26 protein-coding genes and 3 pseudogenes are annotated in these 21,380 nt (G+C 58.6%); 11 read left to right on the top strand and 18 right to left on the bottom strand.

All coding sequences use genetic code 11. The annotated features are described in order from the left end of the window. Positions 1 to 21: 21 nt before the first annotated feature. From AABQ55_RS32320 to AABQ55_RS32310, 3 genes are all read right to left on the bottom strand, one after another. Positions 22 to 594: a hypothetical protein gene (locus AABQ55_RS32320; protein ID WP_272809058.1), complete on the bottom strand. Its 573-nt coding sequence runs from the start codon at positions 592 to 594 to the stop codon at positions 22 to 24. Beyond that, the gene (locus tag AABQ55_RS32315; RefSeq protein ID WP_272809057.1) at positions 591 to 1,874 is read right to left on the bottom strand and encodes a hypothetical protein; all 1,284 of its coding nucleotides are present in this window, start codon (positions 1,872 to 1,874) and stop codon (positions 591 to 593) included. The genes AABQ55_RS32320 and AABQ55_RS32315 overlap by 4 nt, the downstream gene beginning before the upstream one ends. Before the next feature lie 412 nt (positions 1,875 to 2,286). After that, positions 2,287 to 3,225, bottom strand: coding sequence for a DMT family transporter (locus AABQ55_RS32310; protein WP_272809056.1), 939 nt, complete (start codon positions 3,223 to 3,225; stop codon positions 2,287 to 2,289). A gap of 119 nt (positions 3,226 to 3,344) precedes the next feature. On the opposite strand from AABQ55_RS32310, the gene AABQ55_RS32305 reads away from it, so the two are divergent. After that, positions 3,345 to 3,971, top strand: a complete 627-nt coding sequence (locus tag AABQ55_RS32305; RefSeq protein ID WP_272809055.1) for a CGNR zinc finger domain-containing protein — start codon at positions 3,345 to 3,347, stop codon at positions 3,969 to 3,971. A gap of 240 nt (positions 3,972 to 4,211) precedes the next feature. Here AABQ55_RS32305 and AABQ55_RS32300 read toward each other — a convergent pair whose 3' ends face one another. Then, the gene (locus AABQ55_RS32300; protein WP_272809054.1) at positions 4,212 to 5,402 is read right to left on the bottom strand and encodes an MFS transporter; all 1,191 of its coding nucleotides are present in this window, start codon (positions 5,400 to 5,402) and stop codon (positions 4,212 to 4,214) included. A gap of 97 nt (positions 5,403 to 5,499) precedes the next feature. Here AABQ55_RS32300 and AABQ55_RS32295 point away from each other — a divergent pair, with 97 nt between their 5' ends. After that, complete coding sequence (locus tag AABQ55_RS32295; protein WP_272809053.1) at positions 5,500 to 6,579, top strand: GlxA family transcriptional regulator; 1,080 nt, start codon at positions 5,500 to 5,502, stop codon at positions 6,577 to 6,579. Positions 6,580 to 6,594: 15 nt separating this feature from the next. On the opposite strand, the gene AABQ55_RS32290 is transcribed toward AABQ55_RS32295, so the two are convergent. After that, positions 6,595 to 7,677 (bottom strand): hypothetical protein, encoded by a 1,083-nt coding sequence (locus AABQ55_RS32290; RefSeq protein ID WP_272809052.1) that lies wholly within the window; start codon positions 7,675 to 7,677, stop codon positions 6,595 to 6,597. 217 nt (positions 7,678 to 7,894) lie between these two features. On the opposite strand from AABQ55_RS32290, the gene AABQ55_RS32285 reads away from it, so the two are divergent. From AABQ55_RS32285 to AABQ55_RS32275, 3 genes are all read left to right on the top strand, one after another. Then, positions 7,895 to 8,194, top strand: a complete 300-nt coding sequence (locus AABQ55_RS32285) for a hypothetical protein (RefSeq protein ID WP_272809051.1) — start codon at positions 7,895 to 7,897, stop codon at positions 8,192 to 8,194. A 564-nt stretch (positions 8,195 to 8,758) separates the two neighbouring features. Next, positions 8,759 to 9,274, top strand: coding sequence for a GNAT family N-acetyltransferase (locus AABQ55_RS32280; protein WP_336314409.1), 516 nt, complete (start codon positions 8,759 to 8,761; stop codon positions 9,272 to 9,274). Between the two features lie 241 nt (positions 9,275 to 9,515). After that, a protein-coding gene (locus AABQ55_RS32275) for an IS5 family transposase (protein ID WP_443021287.1) occupies positions 9,516 to 10,246 on the top strand; the annotation gives its coding sequence in 2 pieces (ribosomal slippage) (positions 9,516 to 9,840 and positions 9,840 to 10,246; 732 coding nt in all). 62 nt (positions 10,247 to 10,308) lie between these two features. On the opposite strand, the gene AABQ55_RS32270 is transcribed toward AABQ55_RS32275, so the two are convergent. The 5 genes from AABQ55_RS32270 to AABQ55_RS32250 are packed head-to-tail and all read right to left on the bottom strand — an operon-like array spanning position 10,309 to position 12,624. Next, entirely contained in the window at positions 10,309 to 10,707 is a 399-nt protein-coding gene (locus AABQ55_RS32270; protein WP_021263991.1) for a periplasmic heavy metal sensor, read from the bottom strand. Then, the gene (locus tag AABQ55_RS32265) at positions 10,704 to 11,138 is read right to left on the bottom strand and encodes a hypothetical protein (protein WP_272809050.1); all 435 of its coding nucleotides are present in this window, start codon (positions 11,136 to 11,138) and stop codon (positions 10,704 to 10,706) included. The genes AABQ55_RS32270 and AABQ55_RS32265 overlap by 4 nt, the downstream gene beginning before the upstream one ends. Continuing rightward, positions 11,135 to 11,755, bottom strand: a complete 621-nt coding sequence (locus AABQ55_RS32260; RefSeq protein WP_272809049.1) for an RNA polymerase sigma factor — start codon at positions 11,753 to 11,755, stop codon at positions 11,135 to 11,137. Before AABQ55_RS32260 ends, AABQ55_RS32265 begins: the two co-directional genes overlap by 4 nt. 6 nt (positions 11,756 to 11,761) lie before the next feature. Next, a complete protein-coding gene (locus tag AABQ55_RS32255) occupies positions 11,762 to 12,142 on the bottom strand; it encodes a hypothetical protein (protein ID WP_272809048.1) in 381 nt (126 codons plus the stop codon). A gap of 50 nt (positions 12,143 to 12,192) precedes the next feature. Then, positions 12,193 to 12,624: an EF-hand domain-containing protein gene (locus AABQ55_RS32250; protein ID WP_272809047.1), complete on the bottom strand. Its 432-nt coding sequence runs from the start codon at positions 12,622 to 12,624 to the stop codon at positions 12,193 to 12,195. 233 nt (positions 12,625 to 12,857) lie between these two features. Here AABQ55_RS32250 and AABQ55_RS32245 point away from each other — a divergent pair, with 233 nt between their 5' ends. The 6 genes from AABQ55_RS32245 to AABQ55_RS32220 all read left to right on the top strand — a co-directional run bounded on the left by AABQ55_RS32245 (position 12,858) and on the right by AABQ55_RS32220 (position 17,098). Beyond that, on the top strand, positions 12,858 to 13,283 hold the full coding sequence (locus AABQ55_RS32245) for an EF-hand domain-containing protein (RefSeq protein WP_216562438.1): 426 nt from the start codon (positions 12,858 to 12,860) through the stop codon (positions 13,281 to 13,283). Positions 13,284 to 13,322: 39 nt separating this feature from the next. Further along, the gene (locus AABQ55_RS32240; protein WP_216562441.1) at positions 13,323 to 13,748 is read left to right on the top strand and encodes a BA14K family protein; all 426 of its coding nucleotides are present in this window, start codon (positions 13,323 to 13,325) and stop codon (positions 13,746 to 13,748) included. A gap of 221 nt (positions 13,749 to 13,969) precedes the next feature. Then, the gene (locus AABQ55_RS32235; RefSeq protein ID WP_272809046.1) at positions 13,970 to 14,692 is read left to right on the top strand and encodes a DJ-1/PfpI family protein; all 723 of its coding nucleotides are present in this window, start codon (positions 13,970 to 13,972) and stop codon (positions 14,690 to 14,692) included. 217 nt (positions 14,693 to 14,909) lie between these two features. Continuing rightward, complete coding sequence (gene aac(3)-IIe, locus AABQ55_RS32230; RefSeq protein WP_000557452.1) at positions 14,910 to 15,770, top strand: aminoglycoside N-acetyltransferase AAC(3)-IIe; 861 nt, start codon at positions 14,910 to 14,912, stop codon at positions 15,768 to 15,770. A gap of 12 nt (positions 15,771 to 15,782) precedes the next feature. Continuing rightward, the gene (locus AABQ55_RS32225; protein WP_002063889.1) at positions 15,783 to 16,325 is read left to right on the top strand and encodes an AAA family ATPase; all 543 of its coding nucleotides are present in this window, start codon (positions 15,783 to 15,785) and stop codon (positions 16,323 to 16,325) included. 581 nt (positions 16,326 to 16,906) lie between these two features. Beyond that, complete coding sequence (locus AABQ55_RS32220) at positions 16,907 to 17,098, top strand: hypothetical protein (protein ID WP_040234282.1); 192 nt, start codon at positions 16,907 to 16,909, stop codon at positions 17,096 to 17,098. 299 nt (positions 17,099 to 17,397) lie between these two features. On the opposite strand, the pseudogene AABQ55_RS32215 reads toward AABQ55_RS32220, so the two are convergent. The 8 genes and pseudogenes from AABQ55_RS32215 to AABQ55_RS32180 all read right to left on the bottom strand — a co-directional run. Continuing rightward, positions 17,398 to 17,643: pseudogene (locus tag AABQ55_RS32215) on the bottom strand (transposase); the annotation flags it as partial. A gap of 50 nt (positions 17,644 to 17,693) precedes the next feature. Then, positions 17,694 to 18,875, bottom strand: a pseudogene (locus AABQ55_RS32210) (DUF4158 domain-containing protein); the annotation flags it as partial. A gap of 153 nt (positions 18,876 to 19,028) precedes the next feature. Next, positions 19,029 to 19,121, bottom strand: a pseudogene (locus tag AABQ55_RS32205) (glutathione S-transferase family protein); the annotation flags it as partial. Then, positions 19,118 to 19,399: an SRPBCC family protein gene (locus AABQ55_RS32200; RefSeq protein WP_272809045.1), complete on the bottom strand. Its 282-nt coding sequence runs from the start codon at positions 19,397 to 19,399 to the stop codon at positions 19,118 to 19,120. The gene AABQ55_RS32200 and the pseudogene AABQ55_RS32205, both read right to left, overlap by 4 nt. Then, positions 19,396 to 19,734 carry an ArsR/SmtB family transcription factor gene (locus tag AABQ55_RS32195; RefSeq protein WP_272809044.1) on the bottom strand — a complete coding sequence of 113 codons (339 nt, stop codon included), beginning with the start codon at positions 19,732 to 19,734 and terminating at the stop codon, positions 19,396 to 19,398. Before AABQ55_RS32195 ends, AABQ55_RS32200 begins: the two co-directional genes overlap by 4 nt. 161 nt (positions 19,735 to 19,895) lie before the next feature. Next, complete coding sequence (locus tag AABQ55_RS32190; RefSeq protein WP_216333595.1) at positions 19,896 to 20,279, bottom strand: VOC family protein; 384 nt, start codon at positions 20,277 to 20,279, stop codon at positions 19,896 to 19,898. A 300-nt stretch (positions 20,280 to 20,579) separates the two neighbouring features. Then, positions 20,580 to 20,933 carry a VOC family protein gene (locus AABQ55_RS32185; protein ID WP_272809043.1) on the bottom strand — a complete coding sequence of 118 codons (354 nt, stop codon included), beginning with the start codon at positions 20,931 to 20,933 and terminating at the stop codon, positions 20,580 to 20,582. A gap of 14 nt (positions 20,934 to 20,947) precedes the next feature. Continuing rightward, on the bottom strand, positions 20,948 to 21,283 hold the full coding sequence (locus AABQ55_RS32180) for a YciI family protein (protein WP_272809042.1): 336 nt from the start codon (positions 21,281 to 21,283) through the stop codon (positions 20,948 to 20,950). Between the last annotated feature and the right edge of the window lie 97 nt (positions 21,284 to 21,380).

Raw genomic sequence — 21,380 nt, 5'->3', positions numbered from 1 at the left:
AGTGCGCCACCATTTGCAATGCTAAGGCGAAGCACGGTCCCCCCAATCGTTAGATACGTCGATGGTCATGCGACCAATGGGGGCATTGTTGAACCACCCCGGAAGGCCTCTAAGGTTGTCGGCCGATTTGAAGGTCTTGGCATTGACAATGAAGGAGGTCGGGCCATTCGCCCTGTGGTCGAGCCACACGAAAGCGACAGCTTCTCGGATCGATGGGTGCAATGCCGGCGTGATGTTGTCCAAGCTGTCACGAAGGAGAACGACGATCGGTGGGGGCGCGTTCACCTCTATGCCAGCGACGGGAGCAAACAGCGCCAGATAGTCGCTTGAGGTGTTCGCAGTCCGATTGGTCAAAACTACCTCGAGAACCAGTGCAGGTTTGCCGCGAGGATCGAAACCGGCGATCGGCTCGACAGACGTATAAGCCTTCAGCGGCAAAATCTGCCACTGCCCCGTCTGAAAAGGTCGGCGAGGATCGATTTCCGGCAAAGGTTGCGGCCTGCTGCCATAGGCAGCGATCGCGATCCCAACCGAAGCGACGAGGACAGAGATTGTCCACCTGGCCAGCCTTCGGCGAACCGTTACCTTGGTCATTGCCTGCCCCGCGCGGTGCGGTCCGCTCCGAGGCGAAAGGCAGTCTCGATCACGGCAGCGAGAAAAGCGATGCGCAGGGGTTCGACCAAAATGGAAAGGGAGGAGTCCTGAAAACGGTTACCGATGAACAGGGAGATCGCATCTGGCAGCACGTCCCAGGCAACATCGCTCTGTTGTCCTATGGCCCGTACTGTCAACAGCCACGCCCAGGCTGCCGCCCAATCGATCGCCCGGTATCCGACAATCAACACGCAGATCAGGATTGCACCGGAGGCGAAGGTCAATCGGACGCCATTGGCGATTGGTACGTATCGATTTCGATAGCCCGCGAAGAAACTGCCGAAAAAGTCTCGCAGAAACGCGGGCAGGCGCTCATATCGATGCCTCCAGCGACCCGCATCGGCATCGTCGGCCCGCCCATGGCGCTTGAAATCGAAGCCATAGATGATCGCCGCGAGAACCATCCACACCAGTGGCAGCGCTATGTACCAGAATAGCGATAGAAGCGTCTCTGGCAGGCTGCGCCGCAGATACTCGACCGGCATTTGCGTGGCTGCCTGCGCCTGCGCCACGATACCCCGTGCAACTCCGTGCAAAATGCTCCACAGCCCTCCGCTTCCGAGCCATGCGATGAACGGCTCCTTCCATTTGCTCAAAACAAATAGGCCGACGAAGACCCAGCTTGTCTCGCAAACGACGATGACGATTTGAATGAATGCCGATCGACGTTTGATCCGCTTAGCGATCAGGCGGACCACCCAGGCGATCGCCACAGCGAACGCCAGCCAACGGGAATCGATGACATTCAGAACATTTCCGCTCTGACCAAGAGGCGCCATATCCAATGCTAGCCGGGAATACTGGCGGACTATGTCGCCGAGGAAACCCCAAGCAGCGTAGTAGGCGAAGAACGGCAATAGAGCGACGCTCAGCACGGCCGAAAAACGTCGGTCCTCAACCCTCTTGGCTCCGTCGCCGGCGGCATCTTGAGCAGCCCGGATCGAGGGAAGGGCCGGCCTCAGTATCTCGAACATCGCAACGGTTGTCACGAGTTGGGCCAGGACGACGAAAGTTAGGCCGATCAATCCGGCGAAGGGTTCGACCAGAGCGATTTTTGCCGAAACGAGCGTGAGAACATTGACCGCAACAATCCCGATAGTGACCACGGCAAGGAGCTGCGGCCAGAACCGACGGAGGAGGCAGTACGTCACTACGAATGGTTCGGTCAGTGCGGGTAGCACTGGCCCGGATCGCGAGATCGGAAAATCGGGGGTCGGCATCTGAGTAAGCCCCCCTCTGAGCCTCCAGCAGAATTATTGCGATACGGAAGCGTATAGAGTGGAATTATCAGATCGATACGGTACTGTATAGAGCTTGTCCGCAGGCCGACTTCTGTCCGGTTCGCCCGAGCTTATCCGAGCCGAGTTGCGGCGGTGAGCGCTTTGCGGGACCATCTGCGGCATGAGTAGCAGCGGAACCGACGGCCTCCTCAAGCCCCGAGCTACGGGTCCGGATTTCGTAGAGTTGCCGTAAAATCGGCAAATCTCTTGAGGAGCGGATTCAGGTTGTCCCGCTGCCGACACATGCCGACGCGCCACGATGCCGCCTCGCCATGAAGCGGGTGGCTAGGGCTCGTAGCTTTGACCGTGAGAGTTCACTCGGCTGTGGCGTGCGAGCGCTGACTTGCTTCCGTCAAATCGGCTTCGCCTCGGTTGCCGTGTGTTCTGGGCCTGGTTCATGCATTGCGAGATACGCCGCAACAAGCATCACCACCATGGCAACCACGTCGACCAGCGTGACCTGTTCGCCGTAGGTGACAATACCGAGCAGGACTGCAATCACCGGCGACACGAAGGCATATGACCCGGCGCGCGAAGCACCGACATCCCGAAGAAGCCGCATGAAAAGCGTGTAGCCGATCAGAGACCCAAATAGCACGAGAAATAGCCAGCCAGCCCAAGCCGCCCAACCCCAGTTGCCATGTAGCGCCGAAATGGCGCCCGGTTCGATGGCGAGGGACGCGACAATGAGCACCAGGCCACCGAACAGCGTCGTCCATCCCGCGAGGAAACCGGCCGAGTAAGTTGCTAAAAGCGGCCGAGCAAGCACCGAGCCCCACGCATAGATCACTGCGGCCGATGCTACCGCAAAAGCCGCGACGAGCCGCACGGTGGCGTTATCGTCCCCGTCCAGCCTCCAGCCCGCATAGGCTTCCGGGCCGAAGAGAATGCAAAGTCCCGCGACACCTAGCGCGATTGCGAATAGTCTGCGTCCGTTGAATCGCTCGTCCCGGAGGAGAAGCGCAAAACATAGGAGCGCTATGGGCGTCAACGACAGCTCAAGCACCGCGGCCATGCCGGAATCCACATAGAGCATGCCCCAAAAGAGAGGTCCGTAGCACAGGGGGATCATCAGCAAGGTGACGAAGCACAGTCTCGGCCAATCATCTCGGCTTACGCGCGGCAGTGAGGTCTGAAGCCGTAATCCTGCTAAAATCAGCGCGCCGGCAACGGAAAAGCGCGTACCGGCGAACATCAGCGGCGGCACTGCGGCAACGCCGGCCTTAATGCCGATCCATGTTTTCCCCCAAATCAGGCACAGGACAAGAAATTTCACTGCGTTGCGATTCATGGGGCCGCTCCCTCCTGACCGACACGGCCCAAATGTGTAACGCCTTAATAAACGTTATCCCGTTACAGCGCCATCTTGTCAATTCGGTTCCATCAGCCGATCTTTCAACAATGGAAGACATGAAGACAGTTGCCGAAATGCGGATGGTGGGCGGACACCCTTGCCTTGACTTCGTCAACACCGTCGACTCTCGTGGCGACCGTTGGGGGCCCGATCTTCTGGTCGCCTATGCCGATCTCGTGGCATGGGCGCTGCGCGCGGAAGTAATTGACGGTATCTTTGGGCGTGCGCTGCTGGCCGAGGCCTTGCGCCATCCCGATAAGGCCAAGGAGGCGCTCGAATTTGCGAGGGAGTTGCGCGAAGCGCTCTACTCCGTGCTCCGGGCGGAGGCCACAGGCGCCCTTGTTCCGAAAGCCGCATTGAGCACGGTCGCCGAGGCCGTGCATCTCGCCCTTCCGATGCGAATGCTCGCCTGTGACGGCGATGGGCTGAAATGGGCGTGGGTCGAGGCAGACAACCTGGATGCCATAGCGCACCGCCTGGCCTTCGAGGGCGCCGATTTCCTGACAGGTCGCGAGGGCCGCCGAGCCGTACGTGAATGCCCCGGCCCGAACTGCGGCTGGCTTTTCTTGGATACCTCTCGAGGCGGGCATCGGCGGTGGTGTTCGGATGCGAGTTGCGGCACCCGAAGCCGAGTAGAACGGTTCAGGTTAAAGCCTGTGGTGGCGAAAGGTGGCAAATCATGAGCTCCATTTCTCGCTGAAATGGTGACTTGTGTTGCACGATCATATCGGGCTCGCACGCGACGACCGCCACGTCGAGCCGGTAAACACGACGTTTCATCCTCCTGGGTATCCTCGCCTGGAACAGACGGTATTCCAGTAGGCTATGGCGCTACGACGAGATTGAGGCCGGAGGCCCGGAATGCCTGCATGCCAGCGGTCCTCACGGCATGGCAGAGATGATCCACGCCGCCGCCGCATTCGCTAACCACCTCTTCGCCTGAGCAGCATGATCGCCAAAATTGCGCCCGCGACGGTCACAACGGCCCCGATCAGAGGAAGTGAGGGAAGCCCCATGCTGCCCTTGATGATCTCGCCGCCAGTCCATGCTGCCAGCGCAGCAGCGGCCTGAAAGCCGGAGGCGTTGATGGCGATCCCAAGTGTCGGCGCCTCCTGAGCAGCAATCAGAACCTTGGTCTGCATTCCGGGGATGATGGCGAAGGCAAGCGCCCCGATCACGAATATCATCAATAGCGCGGCAAACTGGATGGCGCCGATGAGCCAGAACAACGCAAGCGCAACGGCGAGGCCGAACAGCAGACCTATCATGGACGGCATCAATGCCCGATCCGACAGCCATCCACCGACAAGGTTTCCCAGCGTTGCGCCCACGCCGTAGAGCAAAAGCAGCGCCGGCACGCTTTCGTGAGAAAAGCCGCTGATGTTGGTTAGAAGTGGCGCGAGATAGACAAAAGCCATCAAAACGCCTGCGTTCCCCACGGCAGTCGTGGCGAGCGCAAGCTGTAGATCGCGATTTTTGAGAACGCGAAGCTCGCGGGCAATCGACCCCGGGGTATTGGTTCTTCGAACCGGCACCAGTTTTATGAGAAACGCCACCGCTATGGCGGCAAGAATTGCGATAGCGATGAAGGTCGAGCGCCAGCCGAACTGCTGGCCGATCAATGTTCCAAGCGGTGCGCCGAGGATCATCGCCAGATTGAAGCCGAACGCGACTTTCGCGATGGCCGATGCCTGTTTGCCGGGTGCGGCAAGCGACGCCGCGACGACAATCGCCAACGCAAAGAAAGTGCCCACGACCGATCCGCCCAGGAGCCGCGCCGCAAGCAGGCTGCTGTAGGTCGGGGCAATCGCGGCGAATGCGTTTCCCGCAGCGAACACGAGGAGGAGCGCCACCATCAACGGTTTGCGCGGGACGGAGACCGTCAGCAGCGTTACCAGGGGACCGCCTACGATCATTCCGATTGCATAGGCGGTTACAAGATGGCCTGCCGCTGGAACTGAAACCCCTAGGCCCGCTGCAACCTGCGGCAGGATGCCCGCAATAACGAACTCCGCTGTCGTAACCGAAAAGGCGCAGAGCGTGAGTGTCAGGATCGACAACAGCCCCAGTGGCAGTCTCTGATCCTTGGTAATGCTTACCGTATCTGTATCCATTCTGGCGTCGTCCTCGAAACGTTTTCAAGGAAACTACCCAAACGGCGCATTGTCATATATGACATGGACCCCTCGTTCTCTGCCAAAGGAGGCGCGCGTGGTCCGACGCACCATCGGTTTCGTTCTGTTCGATCAGGCGCTGTCGTTGAACCTCAACGGCCCGGCGGAAGCCTTCAGCGTTGCAAATCATGTGCTCTCGCAGCTCGAAGGGCGATACGATCTCGTTTTCCTCTCGGAGGCCGGAGGGCTGGTGCGGACAAGCTGCGGCTTGTCTGTCGCTACGCAAAGTCTGGAATCGCTCGATCCGAACACGCTTGACACGCTCGTCGTGATTGGCGGCTTGAACGCCTGGGCGTTCACCGCCGATGCGCCGCTTGTTCAATGGATCTACAAGGTATCGACGACCGCGCGGCGCACTTGCAGCATTTGCAACGGCGCTTTTCTTCTCGCTGCGGCCGGGCTGCTCGACGGACACCGCGCCGTGACGCATTGGTGCGAAGTCGAGCGCCTAAAGGCCAAGCACCCAAACGTGCTCGTCGAACTCGATCCCATCTATCTGCGAGACGGTGCGATCTGGACCTCGGCGGGAATGACGGCCGGCATCGACCTCGCGCTCGCCCTTATCGAGGACGATCATGGCCGGCGAGTCAGTCTGGCCGTGGCGAAGGAACTGGTGGTTTTCCTCCATAGGCCGGGCGGACAGGCGCAGTTCAACAGCGCGCTCGACGCGCAAACCCGCCTCGGCACTACCCCTCCGGCCGCCAAGCTTGCCGATCTTCCGACATGGATCATGAACAATCTGAACGCCGATCTCAGCGTTGATGGGCTGGCAAAGGTCGTAGGAATGAGTCAGAGGACTTTTGCCCGCAACTTTTCACGATGGCACGGTGGCACACCCGCGAGACTCGTCCAGGAACTGCGCGTCGAAGCTGCTTGCCGCCATCTGGAGAACGGAGACAGCGACATCAAGCGCATAGCGGACATATGCGGATTTGGTGATGAAGAGCGGATGCGGCGTGCATTTGTCCGCCGCCTCGCTATCCCACCTAGCGCCTACAGAGAGCGGTTTGGTCGCCCGATACCCGCCCATTCTGCGGAGATTGGTCTCAAGCGAGCGACTGCCGAAGCGTCCAATCACCCCCGCGTTGTCCGCGATCTTGCTGCGCAAGCCGGATAGTCGATCGGAATGTTACTAAATTTTTCGGACTGAACCGCCGTTCGAGCTAGGCGGCCCCAAATGTGCAACGCTGGTCGGCACCTTCACGGCTATGTCACGCTGCTCCAGCGCCTGAACGATATGTTCGATCGAGATGACTTGCTCGATATGGTGGACGCCAGGCGCCAATGCGATTTTTCCGAGCTGATCAACGAGCAGTGCTGCGACATAGGCTGTGATATCGGCCTCGCAGCGACCCATCAATAACAATTCGAGGGTGACAGGCTCACCCCTGTGCCGTCCATGGACTTCGACGACGAGAGACACCCGATCGCTGCCGAGATGCACGAGGCGCATCAGCCGTTTCGCGATCCCCCTCAACCGCGGACGTACAGCAACAAACCGCATCATGCGCAGTATGGGACCGCTCTGCCAAGGCGGATCGAACGCCAATAGTGTTGTGGCTCCATTCAGGCCCAGCGTTCGCCTCACGACGTGTTGATCGGCAAACTCAAGAGGAAGGGCCGGGGCGTTGCGGCGTGGTGTTCCAAAGGCGATGTCCACAAAAGGCGCGCTTTGCGCCTCGGGTAAGGCGACCTGCGCGAACGTCCAGTCGAGAGCCACGGGTCCGTGCATATCACCGACGCCTAGAACAACGCCGATGCGCGCGGTCTCGGGCTGATCCATCTGAACCGCACAAGCCTTTACGAGTAGATTGGTCAAGCCCGGTGCCAAGCCAACTGAAAGGATCGCGCTGCCACCTCGTTCAAGCGCCAGAAGGTTAAGTTGCTCGACGTCGCGAAAAAATGAATCGCTTGCGGTAACGTCGACATAGATCAGGCCACGCTCGAGAACAAACTTGGGAAAATCGACTGCTTGTTGATCAACGCATACTATCACGGTGCCAATATCCGCGACCGCCGCGTCCCAGGTCTCGGAACATGACAGGTCGATATGAGCCGCCTCGCACCTCAGTTCCGAAGCCGCAATCGCCGCCTTGCTAAAGTCTCTGCCAGCAAGGCGAATGGACCGATGGCCAAGGCCATGCAGATCTGCGGCGATCCGCCGCCCGACATGGCCGTAGCCTCCCACGATCAAGATTGTTGACGACCTTGCCACCCCGGCAAACTCCTTTCGCGTACGTCCGAAAGCCAGCCTGCTTGCGACACACGCCGACCCTCAGCCCCATCTAAAGGGGCACTTGATGTCAATATACGCTACCGTATAGAATTACCAATAGGGTGTCAGGCGAGCTGACCCCAGAATGTTCACGGTGGACGCCAATCGCGTGGTCGCAGATAGCTGAGGGCAATAAGTGGGCGCTTGGGGAGTGGGATTGTTCCAGGATGACACCGCCTGCGAAGTACGCGATGCTTTCGTGGACTTGATCGCCGACGGATTCTCCGACGAGGAAGCAACGGCGGAGCTTGTACGACAATGGGGCACGCCTGGGTTCGATCCAGACGAGTATTCAATTTTTTGGATCGCACTGGCGGCAACCCAGTTTAGCAACGGTCGACTTGTTGCGGACGTTCGCCAGAGGGCGATCGACATCATCGACGCCGGCGAAGAGCCCCAGCGATTTTTGACCAACCGAAACTCCGCTCGAAACGTCAATCCGTGCTCAGAGATCTGAAGGCACGATTGCTAGGGCCCCAACGCAAGCCGCGCCGCATCGTGCGGCGAGTGGTGCATACGAACAAATGGGACGTCGGCAGCGTGCTTTCCTATCGACTGAAAACAGGTCGCATAGCTCTGTTTCGAGTGACGGGCCATCACATCGACAAAGGCGGAAAGCATGCCTGGGTCGAAATCCTGGAAGGCGTTTACGACTCGGTTCCGAGCGAGATGACGATTGCTTTGACCCGCGCGCGGCGGAACCGGCAGGGGCTTCACTTTCGCCTGTTCATACAACCTGAGTACGAGCTTAGTGAGCGTCTCATCTTGACTGATCGAGGGCGATCCTTCTTCGCATCAATCGCACAACGACTTCGCGATAGATCCCTTTTGCCTGGACACTACAGCCGGATCGTCACTCAACGAGGAATCGATGACGAATTGTCATCGTCTCTCGGGCTGGCTTAGCTATGCTCGAAAGGAGCGCGCTGTCGTTTCGGAGATCATCGCGGTAACTGTCGGAACTGAGTTTGCAGATCTAGCGTCGCCCCGAGTGTGTGGATTGGAGGAAGCTGCTGTTTTGATGACTGTGTTCACGATGAGCGATTACCGATTTCGCAGAATGCTGATAGATGACCTGCCGATGGTCCAACGATGGGTCGAGACGCCTGCCGTTCGGCAATGGTGGGTCGATGCTAATGGCCATCCCTCTTCAATCGATAAGCATGATCTGAGCAACACAAATGTCGCGATGTGGATCGTATCCTACCGAGGAGCGGCATTTGCGTTCATCCAGGACTACGATCCTCACGCTTGGGCCGGTCACCATTTTAGTCATCTGCCGCCGGGGGCACGTGGCATCGACCAGTTCATCGGCGTGCCAGATATGATCGGTCGAGGTCATGGCTCGGCATTCATCCGATCTCACGTCGATCTATTGTTTTCACGCGGCGTACCGTCAGTCGGAACCGACCCTCATCCCACCAACACCCGCGCAATTCACAGTTACGAGAAGGCCGGCTTCGTACCTTTTAGAGAAAGCATGACCGAGTGGGGCAACTGCCTCCTCATGGAGCGCCATGCGAACGATGGCCCGTAATTGCGAAAGGAGACCGCCGAGTGCGTCAGGCGCAGCAGCGGGCCACCGGACAATTTCTCACGGTCGGGGGAAGGCCACCTGGCATTGATTTCTCGGTTCCCGCCTGGAAGTTGCCCCCTTCGTCGGTGCCGACCAGCATGATAGGGGCGGCGGTGAGAGCTCTTGCCCATGCTGCTAGGGTCAGGACCCATTGATTTGAACTGACGGCTGTGATTCAGATGGGCGTATAGGAGCCCGACTGATGAGTAATTTGTTTTGGCTGACGGACGAGCAAATGGCTCGTCTTCAGCCCTATTTCCCCAAGAGCCATGGCCGCCAGCGCGTTGATGATCGACGCGTTCTGAGCGGCATCATCTTCGTCAACCGCAACGGGCTGCGTTCGCGTGATGCGCCGAAGGAATATGGCCCGGCGAAGACGCTTTATAACCGCTGGAAACGCTGGGGCGACAAGGGCGTATTTATCCAGATGATGGAAGGTCTGGCCGTGCCTGAAGCCGCAGAGCACAAGACCATCATGATCGATGCGACCTATCTCAAGGCCCACCGCACGGCTTCCAGCTTGCGGGTAAAAAAGGGGGCGCGGGCCGCCTGATTGGACGCACGAAAGGCGGCATGAACACCAAGCTTCATGCCGTAACGGATGCGAGTGGTCGCCCGATCAGCTTCTTCATAACGGCAGGCCAGGTCAGCGATTACACCGGTGCTGCCGCCTTGCTTGATGAACTTCCCAAGGCCAAATGGTTGCTGGCCGACCGTGGCTATGATGCCGACTGGTATCGTGACGCTTTACAGGCGAAGGGGATCACTCCCTGCATTCCAGGTCGAAAATCCCGCAAGAAGACCATCAAATACGACAAACGCCGCTACAAACGGCGCAACCGGATCGAGATCATGTTCGGGCGTCTCAAAGACAAGCGCGCCCACCTATATCCAACATGCAGAAAACGACTGAAGTATTCCTCGGTTCGATAGGGAAACCTGCCTCCTTCCGGACGAAGATATCGCCCTCGGATGCGCGTCCAACTCTAAATCAATCAGGACGACCTTGTGCGTTCCGTCGAGCGAAGTGCCTCCAAAAGCAGGTCCTGCATCAGGCGCTGGAGCGCATCTGTCGCGTTGCGCACGTCGGTCATCGCCTTCGTCACATCCGCCTCGTTGAGCGGGGACGAACCGGCGACCGACGCCAATTCGCGACGCGCCTCTCTCAGCTTGCCGAGCGCCGCGACAGTCCGCGGTCTGTTCTCGCGGAGCAATCGTCGGAATTCGGAGCGGACCTCGTCAGGGTAAGCTGAGAACGCACTCTCGGCGAGGATAGACATCGCCGGCGCGTCACGCTGGCTTTTCACTACGTACCCGAGCGAGAAGAAGTTTCCGACCAGCGACGCTGCGAAGACGGCGAACAGAAGCGCTCGCAGCCATGAAAATCGTTTCACAGGCGGCCTCCGTTGCTTCTTGTGAACGTAATGGTCTCCGCAAGCTCTGACGGCGGAACACCGACAGCAAACGCCAAGAGAGCATTGTCCGATATCTGCGTTTCCACACCGGCGGCCACGTAGCCACCGACCGCCGATACTGTAAGAACAAGTGCCGCCGGCATCGACCACGATCCGAGACCGATCGGCAGACTGAAGGGTCGGCGCTTCGGCAGCGCGATTTTGGCCAGCACATTGCGCGCAAGCACACGCTCGTCAGTCGGCTCGATCGTTGCTTCAAGCACGAGGCGGTCGAGTTGATCTCCTTCGCTGATCGTATCGCGTCGATCAGTTGCTAGAAACAGCAACGCCTCGCGGCGAAACGGTGCCGGCCATGATGCGACATCGGCTCCAAATCGTACTTTCAAACCTTCAAATTCGCCCCTATTCATCTTGTTTTCCTTTCATTTTGTGGTTCAGCCGTCCCGACCTCCGAAAGCTGGGCGCGTAACGTTCGCCTCGCTCGGACAAGCAGTTGCTCTACTGATCCGGCGCTTGCATCCATCACTTCGGCAATCGCGGGAACGTCGAGGTCGGCGACTGCTCGAAGGAGCAGCGCCATTCGCTGTCGTTCCGGCAGTTTTTCGAGGCCGGCGCGAACGATGGCCAACTCCTGCCGAGCGCCCATCCACGAGTCGAGATCGGGGTCTTCCGAAGGAAATCGTTCGTGCGCCTCTTCAAAGCCGATGAATATGCGGAACTTGCGCCAGCGCCTCACGTCGATGCATCGATTTGCAGCGATCCGGTAGATCCACGTCGTCGCGCGTCCTTTCGAACGATCGAAGCGCTTTGCATTCTTCCAGACCGCAATGAAGACGTCCTGCACGACATCCTCGGCTTCATCGGAATTACCAAGATAGCGCCCGGCGAAGAGGCGTAGACCGCGTCCGTGCCTGTCTATCAGCTGCCGAAGGGCAAGCTGCTCGCCCGCAGCCACGCGGGCGAGCAGCACCTCGTCGTCGAGGCGCTCCGGCAGTCTTGCGATTTCCTGGGCACGCGCTTGGCTCACGCGGACTTACCTCCAGTGGCGGCGAAAGCCGATGCCGACATTTCCGCGCGGGCCGGTGTGAACACCGATGGACCGCACGCCATGGGGGCCTCGCGCCGTCACGGTGTTCCCGGAGTAGGTCCGCCCGTTCGGGCCGGTCGCAGAATAGCTGCGCCGGCACCGGTCGACGAACCCGTTGCGGCAGGTCGAATTTGACGTGTAGGTCGCACCATTCGGCCCGACACGTGTCGTCTGGCCGGAATAGATGTTGCCGTCTCTCGTCACGCTACGGGTGATCTGGCCGCCATTCCGCGTATCGCGCGTCCATTCGGCCGACATGGCCGGGGCCGCGCCAAGCAACATGGCAACACCAAGCGCGGCGAAGGTTCTCTTCCAGGAAATAAACATCTTGAACTCCTCAGTACTGATTCAATTCTTGCTCAGAGCTGCGGTCAACCTCAGCGGTCGAACATGATGCCGCGGATGACGAGAAACTCGGCGGCCGACAGCTTCCCGTCGCCATCCCGGTCGGCAAGGTCGAAGAAGAGCGTGCGAGCACGAAATTCGTCCCTCGACACCTTTCCGTCGCCGCTCGTGTCGAGCCGCCGCATCTGATTTCCGAGACGCGCCTGCATGGCCGTCGCGCGATCCATGATCGCATCGCGGAGCATTTCAGTTTCGTCTTGATCGATAACGCCGTCGCTATTCACGTCGAGGCGAGCGAAGAGTTTCGCCCGCGCGGCGACTATCTCGTCGCGCGAGACAGCGCCGTCGTTATTCGCATCGAGCCGCTGAAGAATCGGCGATACCGTTTGCGCGTGAGCCGAGATCCCCGGCAGGGAGAGAGCGGCGACCAGCGCTGAGACCAGCGCGTATGAAGCCTTTTTCATCGAGTGTCTTCCTTCGGTTCTTTGGTTTCGTCTGCCGATGGGCAGCTACGTGAACCAATACGAACTGCTGGCTCATCTCCTACGCGCTCAATCAAGGATTCCTGACGTCTTGGCGGTGGCCGTCGACGGACGCCCGTTGCAAAGAAAAATGCCCGGCGGCGCGTAGGAGCTGCCGTTCCCATGCGTAGAAGCTCGCGTTGATGCCAATCCCACCCGAGGAAGGGGAGAGAATAATGAAGTTGAAATTGCTGGCCTGCGTGATGGTTGTCCTCGCGACTGGCAGCGCTTGCGCGGCGGACGGGCAAAGAGCCCGGCAGGCTTTCCGCCAAATGGACCAAAACGATGATCGAGCGCTTCAGTTTACCGAGATACAGGCGGCGCGTGCGTCCTTGTTCGACCGGCTGGACGCAAATCGAAATGGCGTTCTCGACAATGGAGAGGCGCAGGCCGCCCTTAAGCGCGTGAGCGAGGGCGGTAGGCTCCAGATGGCAACGGCGGAAGGTCTGGAAACGCAGGCTCGCCGGATGGATGCGAACGGCGACGGCCGAATTAAGAGAGCGGAATTCGCTCAATTCATTCCCGATCGGCTTCAGCGCGCCGATGCAAACGGCGACCGTTCGCTTTCGCTCTCCGAACTCAGGTCGCTTCGTCAACGCTAATCGTCACCTCGGCTTTCAAAGAACAGGACACACAACGCGATGAGAAAGACAATTGCCTCCATGGGCGCCGCAGCGCTCCTCCTTTTTTCCTATGCCGCTCCTGCATCGGCGAATCCTCTCGTTCAATCGTCGGTAACGATCGAGAGTGAGGGCCCCGTGCAAGAAGTCGCCCACCGGCACGGCTTCTACGTGGTCCGCGGCGTCCACTACTATAATGGATATCGCGGTGTTGTCGTCGCGCGTCCTGGCTACCGCTTCTATCGAGGATACTGGTTTCCGCCCGCGGCCTTCGCTGCCGGCGTGATCGTCGGCCGAACGCTGGCCCATCCCGTGCCACCGGCGCGCCGTCTGACCGCCGCCCATATCGAGTGGTGCTTCGATCACTATCGGTCATATCGTGCGTACGATAACACCTATCAGCCGTACGACGGTCCGCGCGAACAGTGCTGGTCGCCCTACAACTGACGTAGGAAATGTCGAACGCGTGTGACGAACCGATCGGCAGAGGCACCGCCGGTCGGTTCTTCGTCCATGGGAGAAAGTCGCTGGCGGCAGGTTAGCAGCAAACCTCAAATTGTCGGGCCGAATTCGAAACAGCTCTACGATCTCTTGGCCGAAACTGATGCCGGTTTGTCATTCGACACGACTCCGGGGTCGCTAAACTACCGGCGAAACCGGAGGCATCTATGGATCGAGACCTGAACTTCACCCGCCGCGAAGTCTTTTCTGCGCTAACGTTTGCTACAACCAGTGCACTACTAACCAGCGATTCGGCCGCGCAAACCGCGGCGAAGGATCAATTGCAGCTGGTCGCCCGCGACTCCGAAAAGCCCTTGACCTGTGGGCTTCTGCTCTTCCCGAACATGACCGCCTTGGACCTTGTTGCGCCCCAGCTGGTGATGTCGAAACTTCCGAATTCAGTCGTTCATCTGATCGCCGAGAGCCAAAGCCCGGTGATGTCGGACAGCGACCTGGCAATCGTCCCGACGATGACTTTTGAACAGTGTCCTGACGAACTGGATGTCTTCTTTGTTCCCGGCGGGCCGAAGGGTACATTCACCGCGCTCCAGAATGATCGGCTTCTCGATTTCGTGTCTCATCGGGGATCACGTGCGCGATACATCACCAGCGTTTGCACCGGCTCCGTCCTTCTCGGAGCTGCCGGTCTCCTCAAAGGCTACAAGGCGGCGTCATACTGGGGCACGCTCGACATGCTTCCAGTGTTCGGGGCGACGCCCGTTAGTGATCGCGTCGTCAAGGACCGAAACCGAATTACGGGCGGCGGGATTACCGCAGGACTCGACTTTGGGCTTGAACTCGCAGCAGAGCTACGTGGCGAGCAGCGCGCGCGCCTGCAGCAATTGATCATGGAATACGATCCCAAGCCTCCTTTGACAGCGGCTCGCTAAACACGGCATCCGCCGAAACGGTCGCTCATGCGCGTGAGCTTCTTGGTCCTTCGCTGCTTGCTATTCGCGCGGAGGCGGAGCGGGCGGCGAGACGACGCGGATAAACGCTTGGCCAAAAAGCCACCAACGGCGACGGTCCTCCACCTCGGTCAAGCAGCGAGAGGTAGAGTGATATCTCGATAGGTATAGTGTTTTGCAGTTTAGAGGAGATATCGCGATGCATACGCGGAAGGCAATAACGGAGGCAATTCGAAAACTCGGAGTCCAAACCGGTGACCTGTTGATGGTGCATGCCTCACTTAAAGCGATTGGTCCGGTCGAAGGAGGAGCGGAGACGGTCGTTGCCGCGTTACGCTCCGCGGTTGGGCCGACTGGCACTGTGATGGGATACGCGTCGTGGGACCGATCACCCTACGAGGAGACTCTGAATGGCGCTCGGTTGGATGACAAAGCCCGCCGTACCTGGCCGCCGTTCGATCCCGCAACGGCCGGGACTTACCGTGGGTTCGGCCTGCTGAATCAATTTCTGGTTCAAGCCCCCGGCGCGCGGCGCAGCGCGCACCCCGATGCATCGATGGTCGCGGTTGGTCCGCTAGCTGAAACGCTGACGGAGCCTCACGAACTCGGTCACGCCTTGGGGGAAGGGTCGCCCGTCGAGCGGTTCGTCCGCCTTGGCGGGAAGGCCCTGCTGTTGGGTGCGCCGCTAAACTCCGTTACCGCATTGCACTACGCCGAGGCGGTTGCGGATATCCCCAACAAACGATGGGTGACGTATGAGATGCCGATGCTTGGAAGAAACGGTGAAGTCGCCTGGAAAACGGCATCAGAATACGATTCAAACGGCATTCTCGATTGCTTTGCTATCGAAGGAAAGCCGGATGCGGTCGAAACTATAGCAAATGCTTACGTGAAGCTCGGTCGCCATCGAGAAGGTGTCGTGGGCTTTGCTCAGTGCTACCTGTTCGACGCGCAGGACATCGTGACGTTCGGCGTCACCTATCTTGAGAAGCACTTCGGAGCCACTCCGATCGTGCCAGCACACGAAGCCGCCCAGCGCTCTTGCGAGCCTTCCGGTTAGAGGCCGTCGACAATGATAATCTGGATCAACGGACCTTTCGGCGCCGGAAAGACGACTCTCGCTGAGCGGCTGCGCGATCGGCGTCCGAAATCGCTGATCTTTGACCCTGAGGAAATCGGGTTCGTGGTGAAAGAAACGGTCCCCATACCAGCGAGCGGAGACTATCAGGATCTCCCCTTGTGGAGGGGACTTACGATCGCTGCGGTCAGCGAGATTCGCAGGAATTACTCGCAGGACATCATCATCCCAATGACGCTCGTGCACCCGGACTATCTGACTGAGATACTCGACGGGTTAAGGCAGATCGACGATCAGCTGCTGCACATCTTTCTGATGCTTAACGAGGACCTATTGCGTCACCGGATCTCGAACCAGACCATGCATCCTGACCCGAATCGGAATGCGGAGATTCGAGAGTGGCGATTAGCGAATGTCGCCCGATGCTTGGCCGCAAGGGAACGGCTTCCGTCCACAACCCGTGTTCTCGATAGTGGTGCACACACCAGCGATGAACTTGCAGCGATGGTGCTCGACAGACTCGATCAGCGCACCTGATCGCCTTCGACGCCTGCGCAAAGGGTAGCGCGAGGGTGGTGGTCTCAGTCTGCTTTGCGATTATTCTCCTAAGCCGTACCGCCTGACGGTCGGTTTACGTGACGCGAATGGGCGACTTCCGTTTCGGAAAAGCACCACCGCGGCATAGAGACGCCAGCTGCCGAAGCCTCCGCCTTGAAGGGACACGAACCGTCGACCCGCAAGTTGGTCTACTAAGTGATTGAAATCCAAACGCTCAGGCAAGCGGGGTGTCGGCTGTAGCGTAACGTTAAATTATAGAACCTAAAGCTCCAAATGCTAAATGGTATCAAGGGGCCAAATAGCGGCGGCTACAGTCGCCGCCTTTAACGGATAACAACCCGCAACGACTTTCGAGCCTGATTGGCTTCGCACGGCCTAGACACCAGGGTTGCACATATTTCCAGCATACAATTACACTATAGCTGGATCAAGCCCAAGGTGCACGCCGTACTACGACGCACTTGATCTAAAGTTGGCCCTTATCTCATTGAGACGGATAAAGAAACTCCTCGCAAAGCTCGATTTGTGGCTTCAGCATCGCGGTTCGGCGGTGGACCGCCGTGGTCATCGGCTTCATCGGAGTGCTTCTCGTGGTCAAGCCGGGCTATCTGCCGTTCCAATTGGGTCATTTGGCTGCCATCGGCACCGGGCTGGCCACGGACGCGGCAATCATCATCCTCAGGCGCGTCGGCGGAAAGGTGAAGACCACCAGCATGCTGGGCATCAGTGCCCGGCGCTTGCAGCGCGGCTGAGGCACGACATATGAAGACGTAGCTGGAAACCCCCGTCAGGCCAAAATTGGCGACAGGGTCTAGATCCCTTATTCTAAAGCGCGGACCGACCCATAGTCGCTATTGGAGTGTCTCAAGCCGCAGGTCGTAGAAACGGCCGAGGCTCCTCAAATGATAGACGATGTCAGCAACAGATGGTCACGCTTTCCTTATCGCTGGCAGATTTTATCGACCACCTCACCAACACGGTCGAAGTCTTCTGCCAGCAGATCGCTCTCTGCAAAACATAGCAATCTTGTCCTACTGCGGTGTGTCCGGTTACGGTTCTCCCGCTCAAGAGCCTTTATCTTCTCGGCCGTGTCCGTCGGCAAGCCGGCCCTCCTGCCGGCATCGATCTCGGCCCTCTTTACCCAATCCAGTAGAGTGTGCGCCGAACAGCCGATCTTGGCGGAGATCGACTGGCAGGCAGTCCAGCGGGAGGAATGATCAGCTTCGTGATCCAACACCATCCGCACGGCACGCTCGCGCACCTCAGGGGAAAACTTGTTCGTCGTTTTGCTCGTCATGGCTCCATCCTATTTGGAAGTTGGAGCCTCCGGCAAACCCGGTGCGGTTCACCAGCGTACTTAGTGACGGTCGCATATTGCTCGGCCGCCACCGTCAGGCGCGATGCCTCGTTGACCTCGACCATCGACTCGAGCTTAGGCTTCATCCGCAACAGTCGATGCCAGCCTACTTCCTGATCGAGAACCTCCAATGCATTCCGGCCATACTCGTTCGCCGATTGTAGGGCAGTGATCGTGTCAAGGAACATGCGCAGAGCCTTGGCGGCGTCCGGCCGGGAGTCCATGTGCCGCTGCTTCTTCCGGTTGTTGGCCTGCGAGAACAGCCTACCCATCAGCTTGATGAACATCGTCACCGCATCGTCGGTCAGCTTCTGGCCTAGCTTGATGACTTGAGCCACGATCAAGGCGCGACGGCGGTTGGCGTTGAAGTCATTAGCCAACCACGCCGGCGTTGCGTTGCCTTCACGGATCATCTGGTCCCAACGACCCGAAGAAACGCGCTGCTGAAGTCTGGGATCGATATCTAACGCTCGCAGAAAGGCAATCCTCTCAGTCAGCCCAACCAGGTTCGAAGCACTTGGAGCTTCCGGCGCAGATCGCATCCAGTGAAAGCGCGTCTGGCCGATCGACGGGTCAACCTCCAGCAGCCCATCCAATGCCTCGAGCGTGGCAAGCGGCATTGCTTCGATCAATGCCCTTTCGGCCCGTCGACGAGCTATTGCACGGCCTCCGAGCCCAATCTTCTCGATTGAATGTAGAGACGGGAGAAGCGCGCTCCGATTCCGAAATGTACTGACGATCGTTGCCGCGATGGGCAGCCCTTTATCGCCATTGGCTGCGGCTTCTATTGCGGCTACAAGAGCGGCACGGCGATCTTCTCTGGTAGCAGCGTGAAGGCCGAGATATCGCATCAACGCTCGGCTGTGATCGAACCGTGTTTGTACACGGCTTGCGTAGAGGGTGTGGAGCCGCGCATCGACGCCGAGCTGGTCCGCCAGATAGTTGATCGCCGGCCCGGGCGGCTGCTCATTGTCCCACAAGAGCCGACTCGTTTGGCGCATCGTGCAGAGTTGAACCGCGAAGCCCAACTTGTTCTGTGGCCGACGGCGAAGTTCGCATTCCAGACGATCCGCCGGGTCCAGTGTAAAGTGCCGGAGAAGGCTTTCCTCGTCGGACGCTATTCCGAGCAGTGTCGTTGCTTCGTTATAACTGATAAGCCTTCGTCTCCCCACCTACATTCTCCCTTCGTGATCTCCGAGGGGAAGTTGGTCGGCAACAGCCGAGGCTTTTCAACCGGTCGGTCCAGTTCATCTACAGATCAATCCCGCGCGTTCGTGGTTCGTTCGGCCTTAGCGTGTCTGCGGGAACAGTTCTTGTTCCGACCCCTCTTCCAGAGCCCAACGCACCCGCAGGTCGCGCACAAGGCCGCGCGGCATTTCAGGAACCCAGTCGTAGGTCGTAAGGATTATCTCGCTCATTCGGAGTCTCCAAGAAACACGGGAAGCTTGTCGAGAAGGCCACTCCAGCCCTGCTCGTGACTTGTGCGGGTCTCTTCGTCGGGCAGGTGCTCGTGGGTCAGGGTCAGCACGGTTCCCCCTTCGAACGGCTCAAGCCGGAACGTCACCAGCGATGCCGGTCCCGCATCGGGACCCCACCACTGCATCATCAGCTCCGGCTTCGTAATAGCCGCCCAGACCTTGGCGGGCGCGGCCTTGATCCGGCGCACAATCGTTACACTCGGGAGGTGGCCAGTCATTGCTCTTCATCTTCTTCAACGAGCGCAGCAAGTCGATCTAGGCTTACCGTCCAGAAGCGTTCATACTGATTGAGCCACGCTATTGCGTCTCGCATCGGCGCGACCGAGAGGTTCACCGCCACGGTGCGGCCGGACTTGGTTCGCGTGATCAATCCGGCATCGGACAGAACGTCCAAATGCTTCGTCATACCGGGAAGCTTTAGCGAAAAGGGCCGTGCGAGTTCGCTGACCGAAAGCCCAGGTTCTGCCATTAGACGCTGTAGGACGCCCCGGCGTGTCGAATCTGCCAGCGCCCAAAATGTCCGGTCCATGTTAGATATATGATGCTTCGCCATGTAGCGAAGTATCTAAGCTTACGCGGGATAAGTCAATCCGCTATGCCTTGTCGCTCAAATCCTTGAACCCACATGACGCAGGTTTCGGGATTTGTGCGACAACACGTTTTGAATCCTTCGATCAGCGATGGAGGATCACCGCCGCCGGCTATCGGGAACAATCAAGTCTCAGTTGTCGATACCCACCAGATGTTGCCAGAACTGTCCTGGAGGCCGGCTCGCCTATCACCATCACCGCTGGATGACGGTGCTTGGATAACAGCGGCGCCTGCCGCTTTGGCTTGCTCGAAGGTCGCATCAACGTCTTTCACATAGACATGCAGCCATACGGGAAATCCCGGATACTGTTCATTCGCCTGCGAGATCATGACGACGCTGTCGCCGATCTGGATTTCGCCATGGCTTAGCGTTCCATCGGCGCGTTCTTCGGCGCGCAATACCTGCCCTCCAAGAAAACGCTTGGCAAAATCAATGACGGCCTCTGCTTCGTTTGCCATGAGATAGACGGATACATCCGGATGGCCTTTGGGTTTGTAGTTTTTCATGTCGTTCCCCATGTGTAAGAGAAGGAATTGCAGATGGGTGGCATCTCACCTCCTTCCGGCGATGGCATCTCAGTCGGTTGTTGCGCCAATTTTTATTGGCCTTTCCCTTCGTCTCCTCCTGCCAGCAAGGGCAGACTGCGACTGGTCGTGCCTTGCGCCAGGCGTTCAGAATGAGCGCGATGAGAAGCGTCTTACCAATGCCGCAGGGAGTCGACTCTGGCCGACTGCCTTTCGCGAAATTCCTAAAGCCTGCTCGCATGTTTCGGGAGTTGCGCGACAGCTACGGCATGTGGAGCTTGGTCAGAGTTCGCAGCCTATTCGCACGAGGTTTTCGTCGGGGTCGGATACGGCGAATTCATACATTCCCCATGGTTGTTTTTTGGGTTGATGCGCCAATCGCTCGCCTAGTTTAGAAGCGATGTTGTCTACATCCTGCGTGTAAATGTAGATTCCAAATGGGTTTCTTCCCGGAACGAGCCAATCCTTGGGAGCTATACTGAGATGAATAAATCCGCCCATGCCGTCAGAAAGAATGGCATAGTCATCTGTAGATGATTTCTCGTCTCGATTGAACCCAAGTAGCCCATAGAAATTCAATGATGCTTCAATGTTGTTACAAGGAACAACAGCGACTACCCTGCTAGTAGAAACCACTTTCTGTCCTCCCGTCAATGAAACGGACGCACTTCGACAGGTGCCCGGCAAGCGACGGCGGCCTTGCGCCCCCACGCCAGCGCTTCGTTCAGGTCGGCGGCTTCCAGTACCCAAAAACCGCCGACATGCTCCTTGGTCTGAAGATACAGCCCATCGGATGCGACGACTTGGCCATCGGGCTGCGCGCGCAACGACCTTGCGGTGCTCGGCGGTTGCAGTCCGCCAACGAAAATCCTGACACCAGCAGCCACCATCTCGTCGTTGAGCACGTCGATGTCGTGGGTCATCTCCTTGTCCTCGACGGCCGGATCGTAATCGTCGGGGTGGTGGATAGCAATCAAGTACTGCATCGTTCCTCTTTCTATAGTTGTCACCAAGTGCGATTGGTTTGACGGGTAGCCGGGACACTTTGCTAATCCTGACTAGGAAAGACCCAGAAAACTTGAC

Source organism: Shinella sp. WSD5-1 (assembly GCF_963942435.1).
Taxonomy (GTDB): Bacteria; Pseudomonadota; Alphaproteobacteria; order Rhizobiales; family Rhizobiaceae; genus Shinella; species Shinella yambaruensis.
Note: the sequence above shows the minus strand (reverse complement) of the source record. Positions and strands in the feature narration are given on the sequence as shown.

Bases quoted from the DNA above. Each gene is read 5' to 3' on its own strand.
- AABQ55_RS32190 (WP_216333595.1), bottom strand. From the start codon at position 20,279: ATGAAAAACTACAAACCCAAAGGCCATCCGGATGTATCCGTCTATCTC.
- AABQ55_RS32180 (WP_272809042.1), bottom strand. From the start codon at position 21,283: ATGCAGTACTTGATTGCTATCCACCACCCCGACGATTACGATCCGGCC.
- AABQ55_RS32320 (WP_272809058.1), bottom strand. From the start codon at position 594: ATGACCAAGGTAACGGTTCGCCGAAGGCTGGCCAGGTGGACAATCTCT.
- AABQ55_RS32195 (WP_272809044.1), bottom strand. From the start codon at position 19,734: ATGGCGAAGCATCATATATCTAACATGGACCGGACATTTTGGGCGCTG.
- AABQ55_RS32315 (WP_272809057.1), bottom strand. From the start codon at position 1,874: ATGCCGACCCCCGATTTTCCGATCTCGCGATCCGGGCCAGTGCTACCC.
- AABQ55_RS32310 (WP_272809056.1), bottom strand. From the start codon at position 3,225: ATGAATCGCAACGCAGTGAAATTTCTTGTCCTGTGCCTGATTTGGGGG.
- AABQ55_RS32305 (WP_272809055.1), top strand. From the start codon at position 3,345: ATGAAGACAGTTGCCGAAATGCGGATGGTGGGCGGACACCCTTGCCTT.
- AABQ55_RS32200 (WP_272809045.1), bottom strand. From the start codon at position 19,399: ATGACTGGCCACCTCCCGAGTGTAACGATTGTGCGCCGGATCAAGGCC.
- AABQ55_RS32280 (WP_336314409.1), top strand. From the start codon at position 8,759: ATGACTGTGTTCACGATGAGCGATTACCGATTTCGCAGAATGCTGATA.
- AABQ55_RS32235 (WP_272809046.1), top strand. From the start codon at position 13,970: ATGGATCGAGACCTGAACTTCACCCGCCGCGAAGTCTTTTCTGCGCTA.
- AABQ55_RS32245 (WP_216562438.1), top strand. From the start codon at position 12,858: ATGAAGTTGAAATTGCTGGCCTGCGTGATGGTTGTCCTCGCGACTGGC.
- AABQ55_RS32300 (WP_272809054.1), bottom strand. From the start codon at position 5,402: ATGGATACAGATACGGTAAGCATTACCAAGGATCAGAGACTGCCACTG.
- AABQ55_RS32255 (WP_272809048.1), bottom strand. From the start codon at position 12,142: ATGTTTATTTCCTGGAAGAGAACCTTCGCCGCGCTTGGTGTTGCCATG.
- AABQ55_RS32265 (WP_272809050.1), bottom strand. From the start codon at position 11,138: ATGAATAGGGGCGAATTTGAAGGTTTGAAAGTACGATTTGGAGCCGAT.
- AABQ55_RS32240 (WP_216562441.1), top strand. From the start codon at position 13,323: ATGAGAAAGACAATTGCCTCCATGGGCGCCGCAGCGCTCCTCCTTTTT.
- AABQ55_RS32250 (WP_272809047.1), bottom strand. From the start codon at position 12,624: ATGAAAAAGGCTTCATACGCGCTGGTCTCAGCGCTGGTCGCCGCTCTC.
- AABQ55_RS32225 (WP_002063889.1), top strand. From the start codon at position 15,783: ATGATAATCTGGATCAACGGACCTTTCGGCGCCGGAAAGACGACTCTC.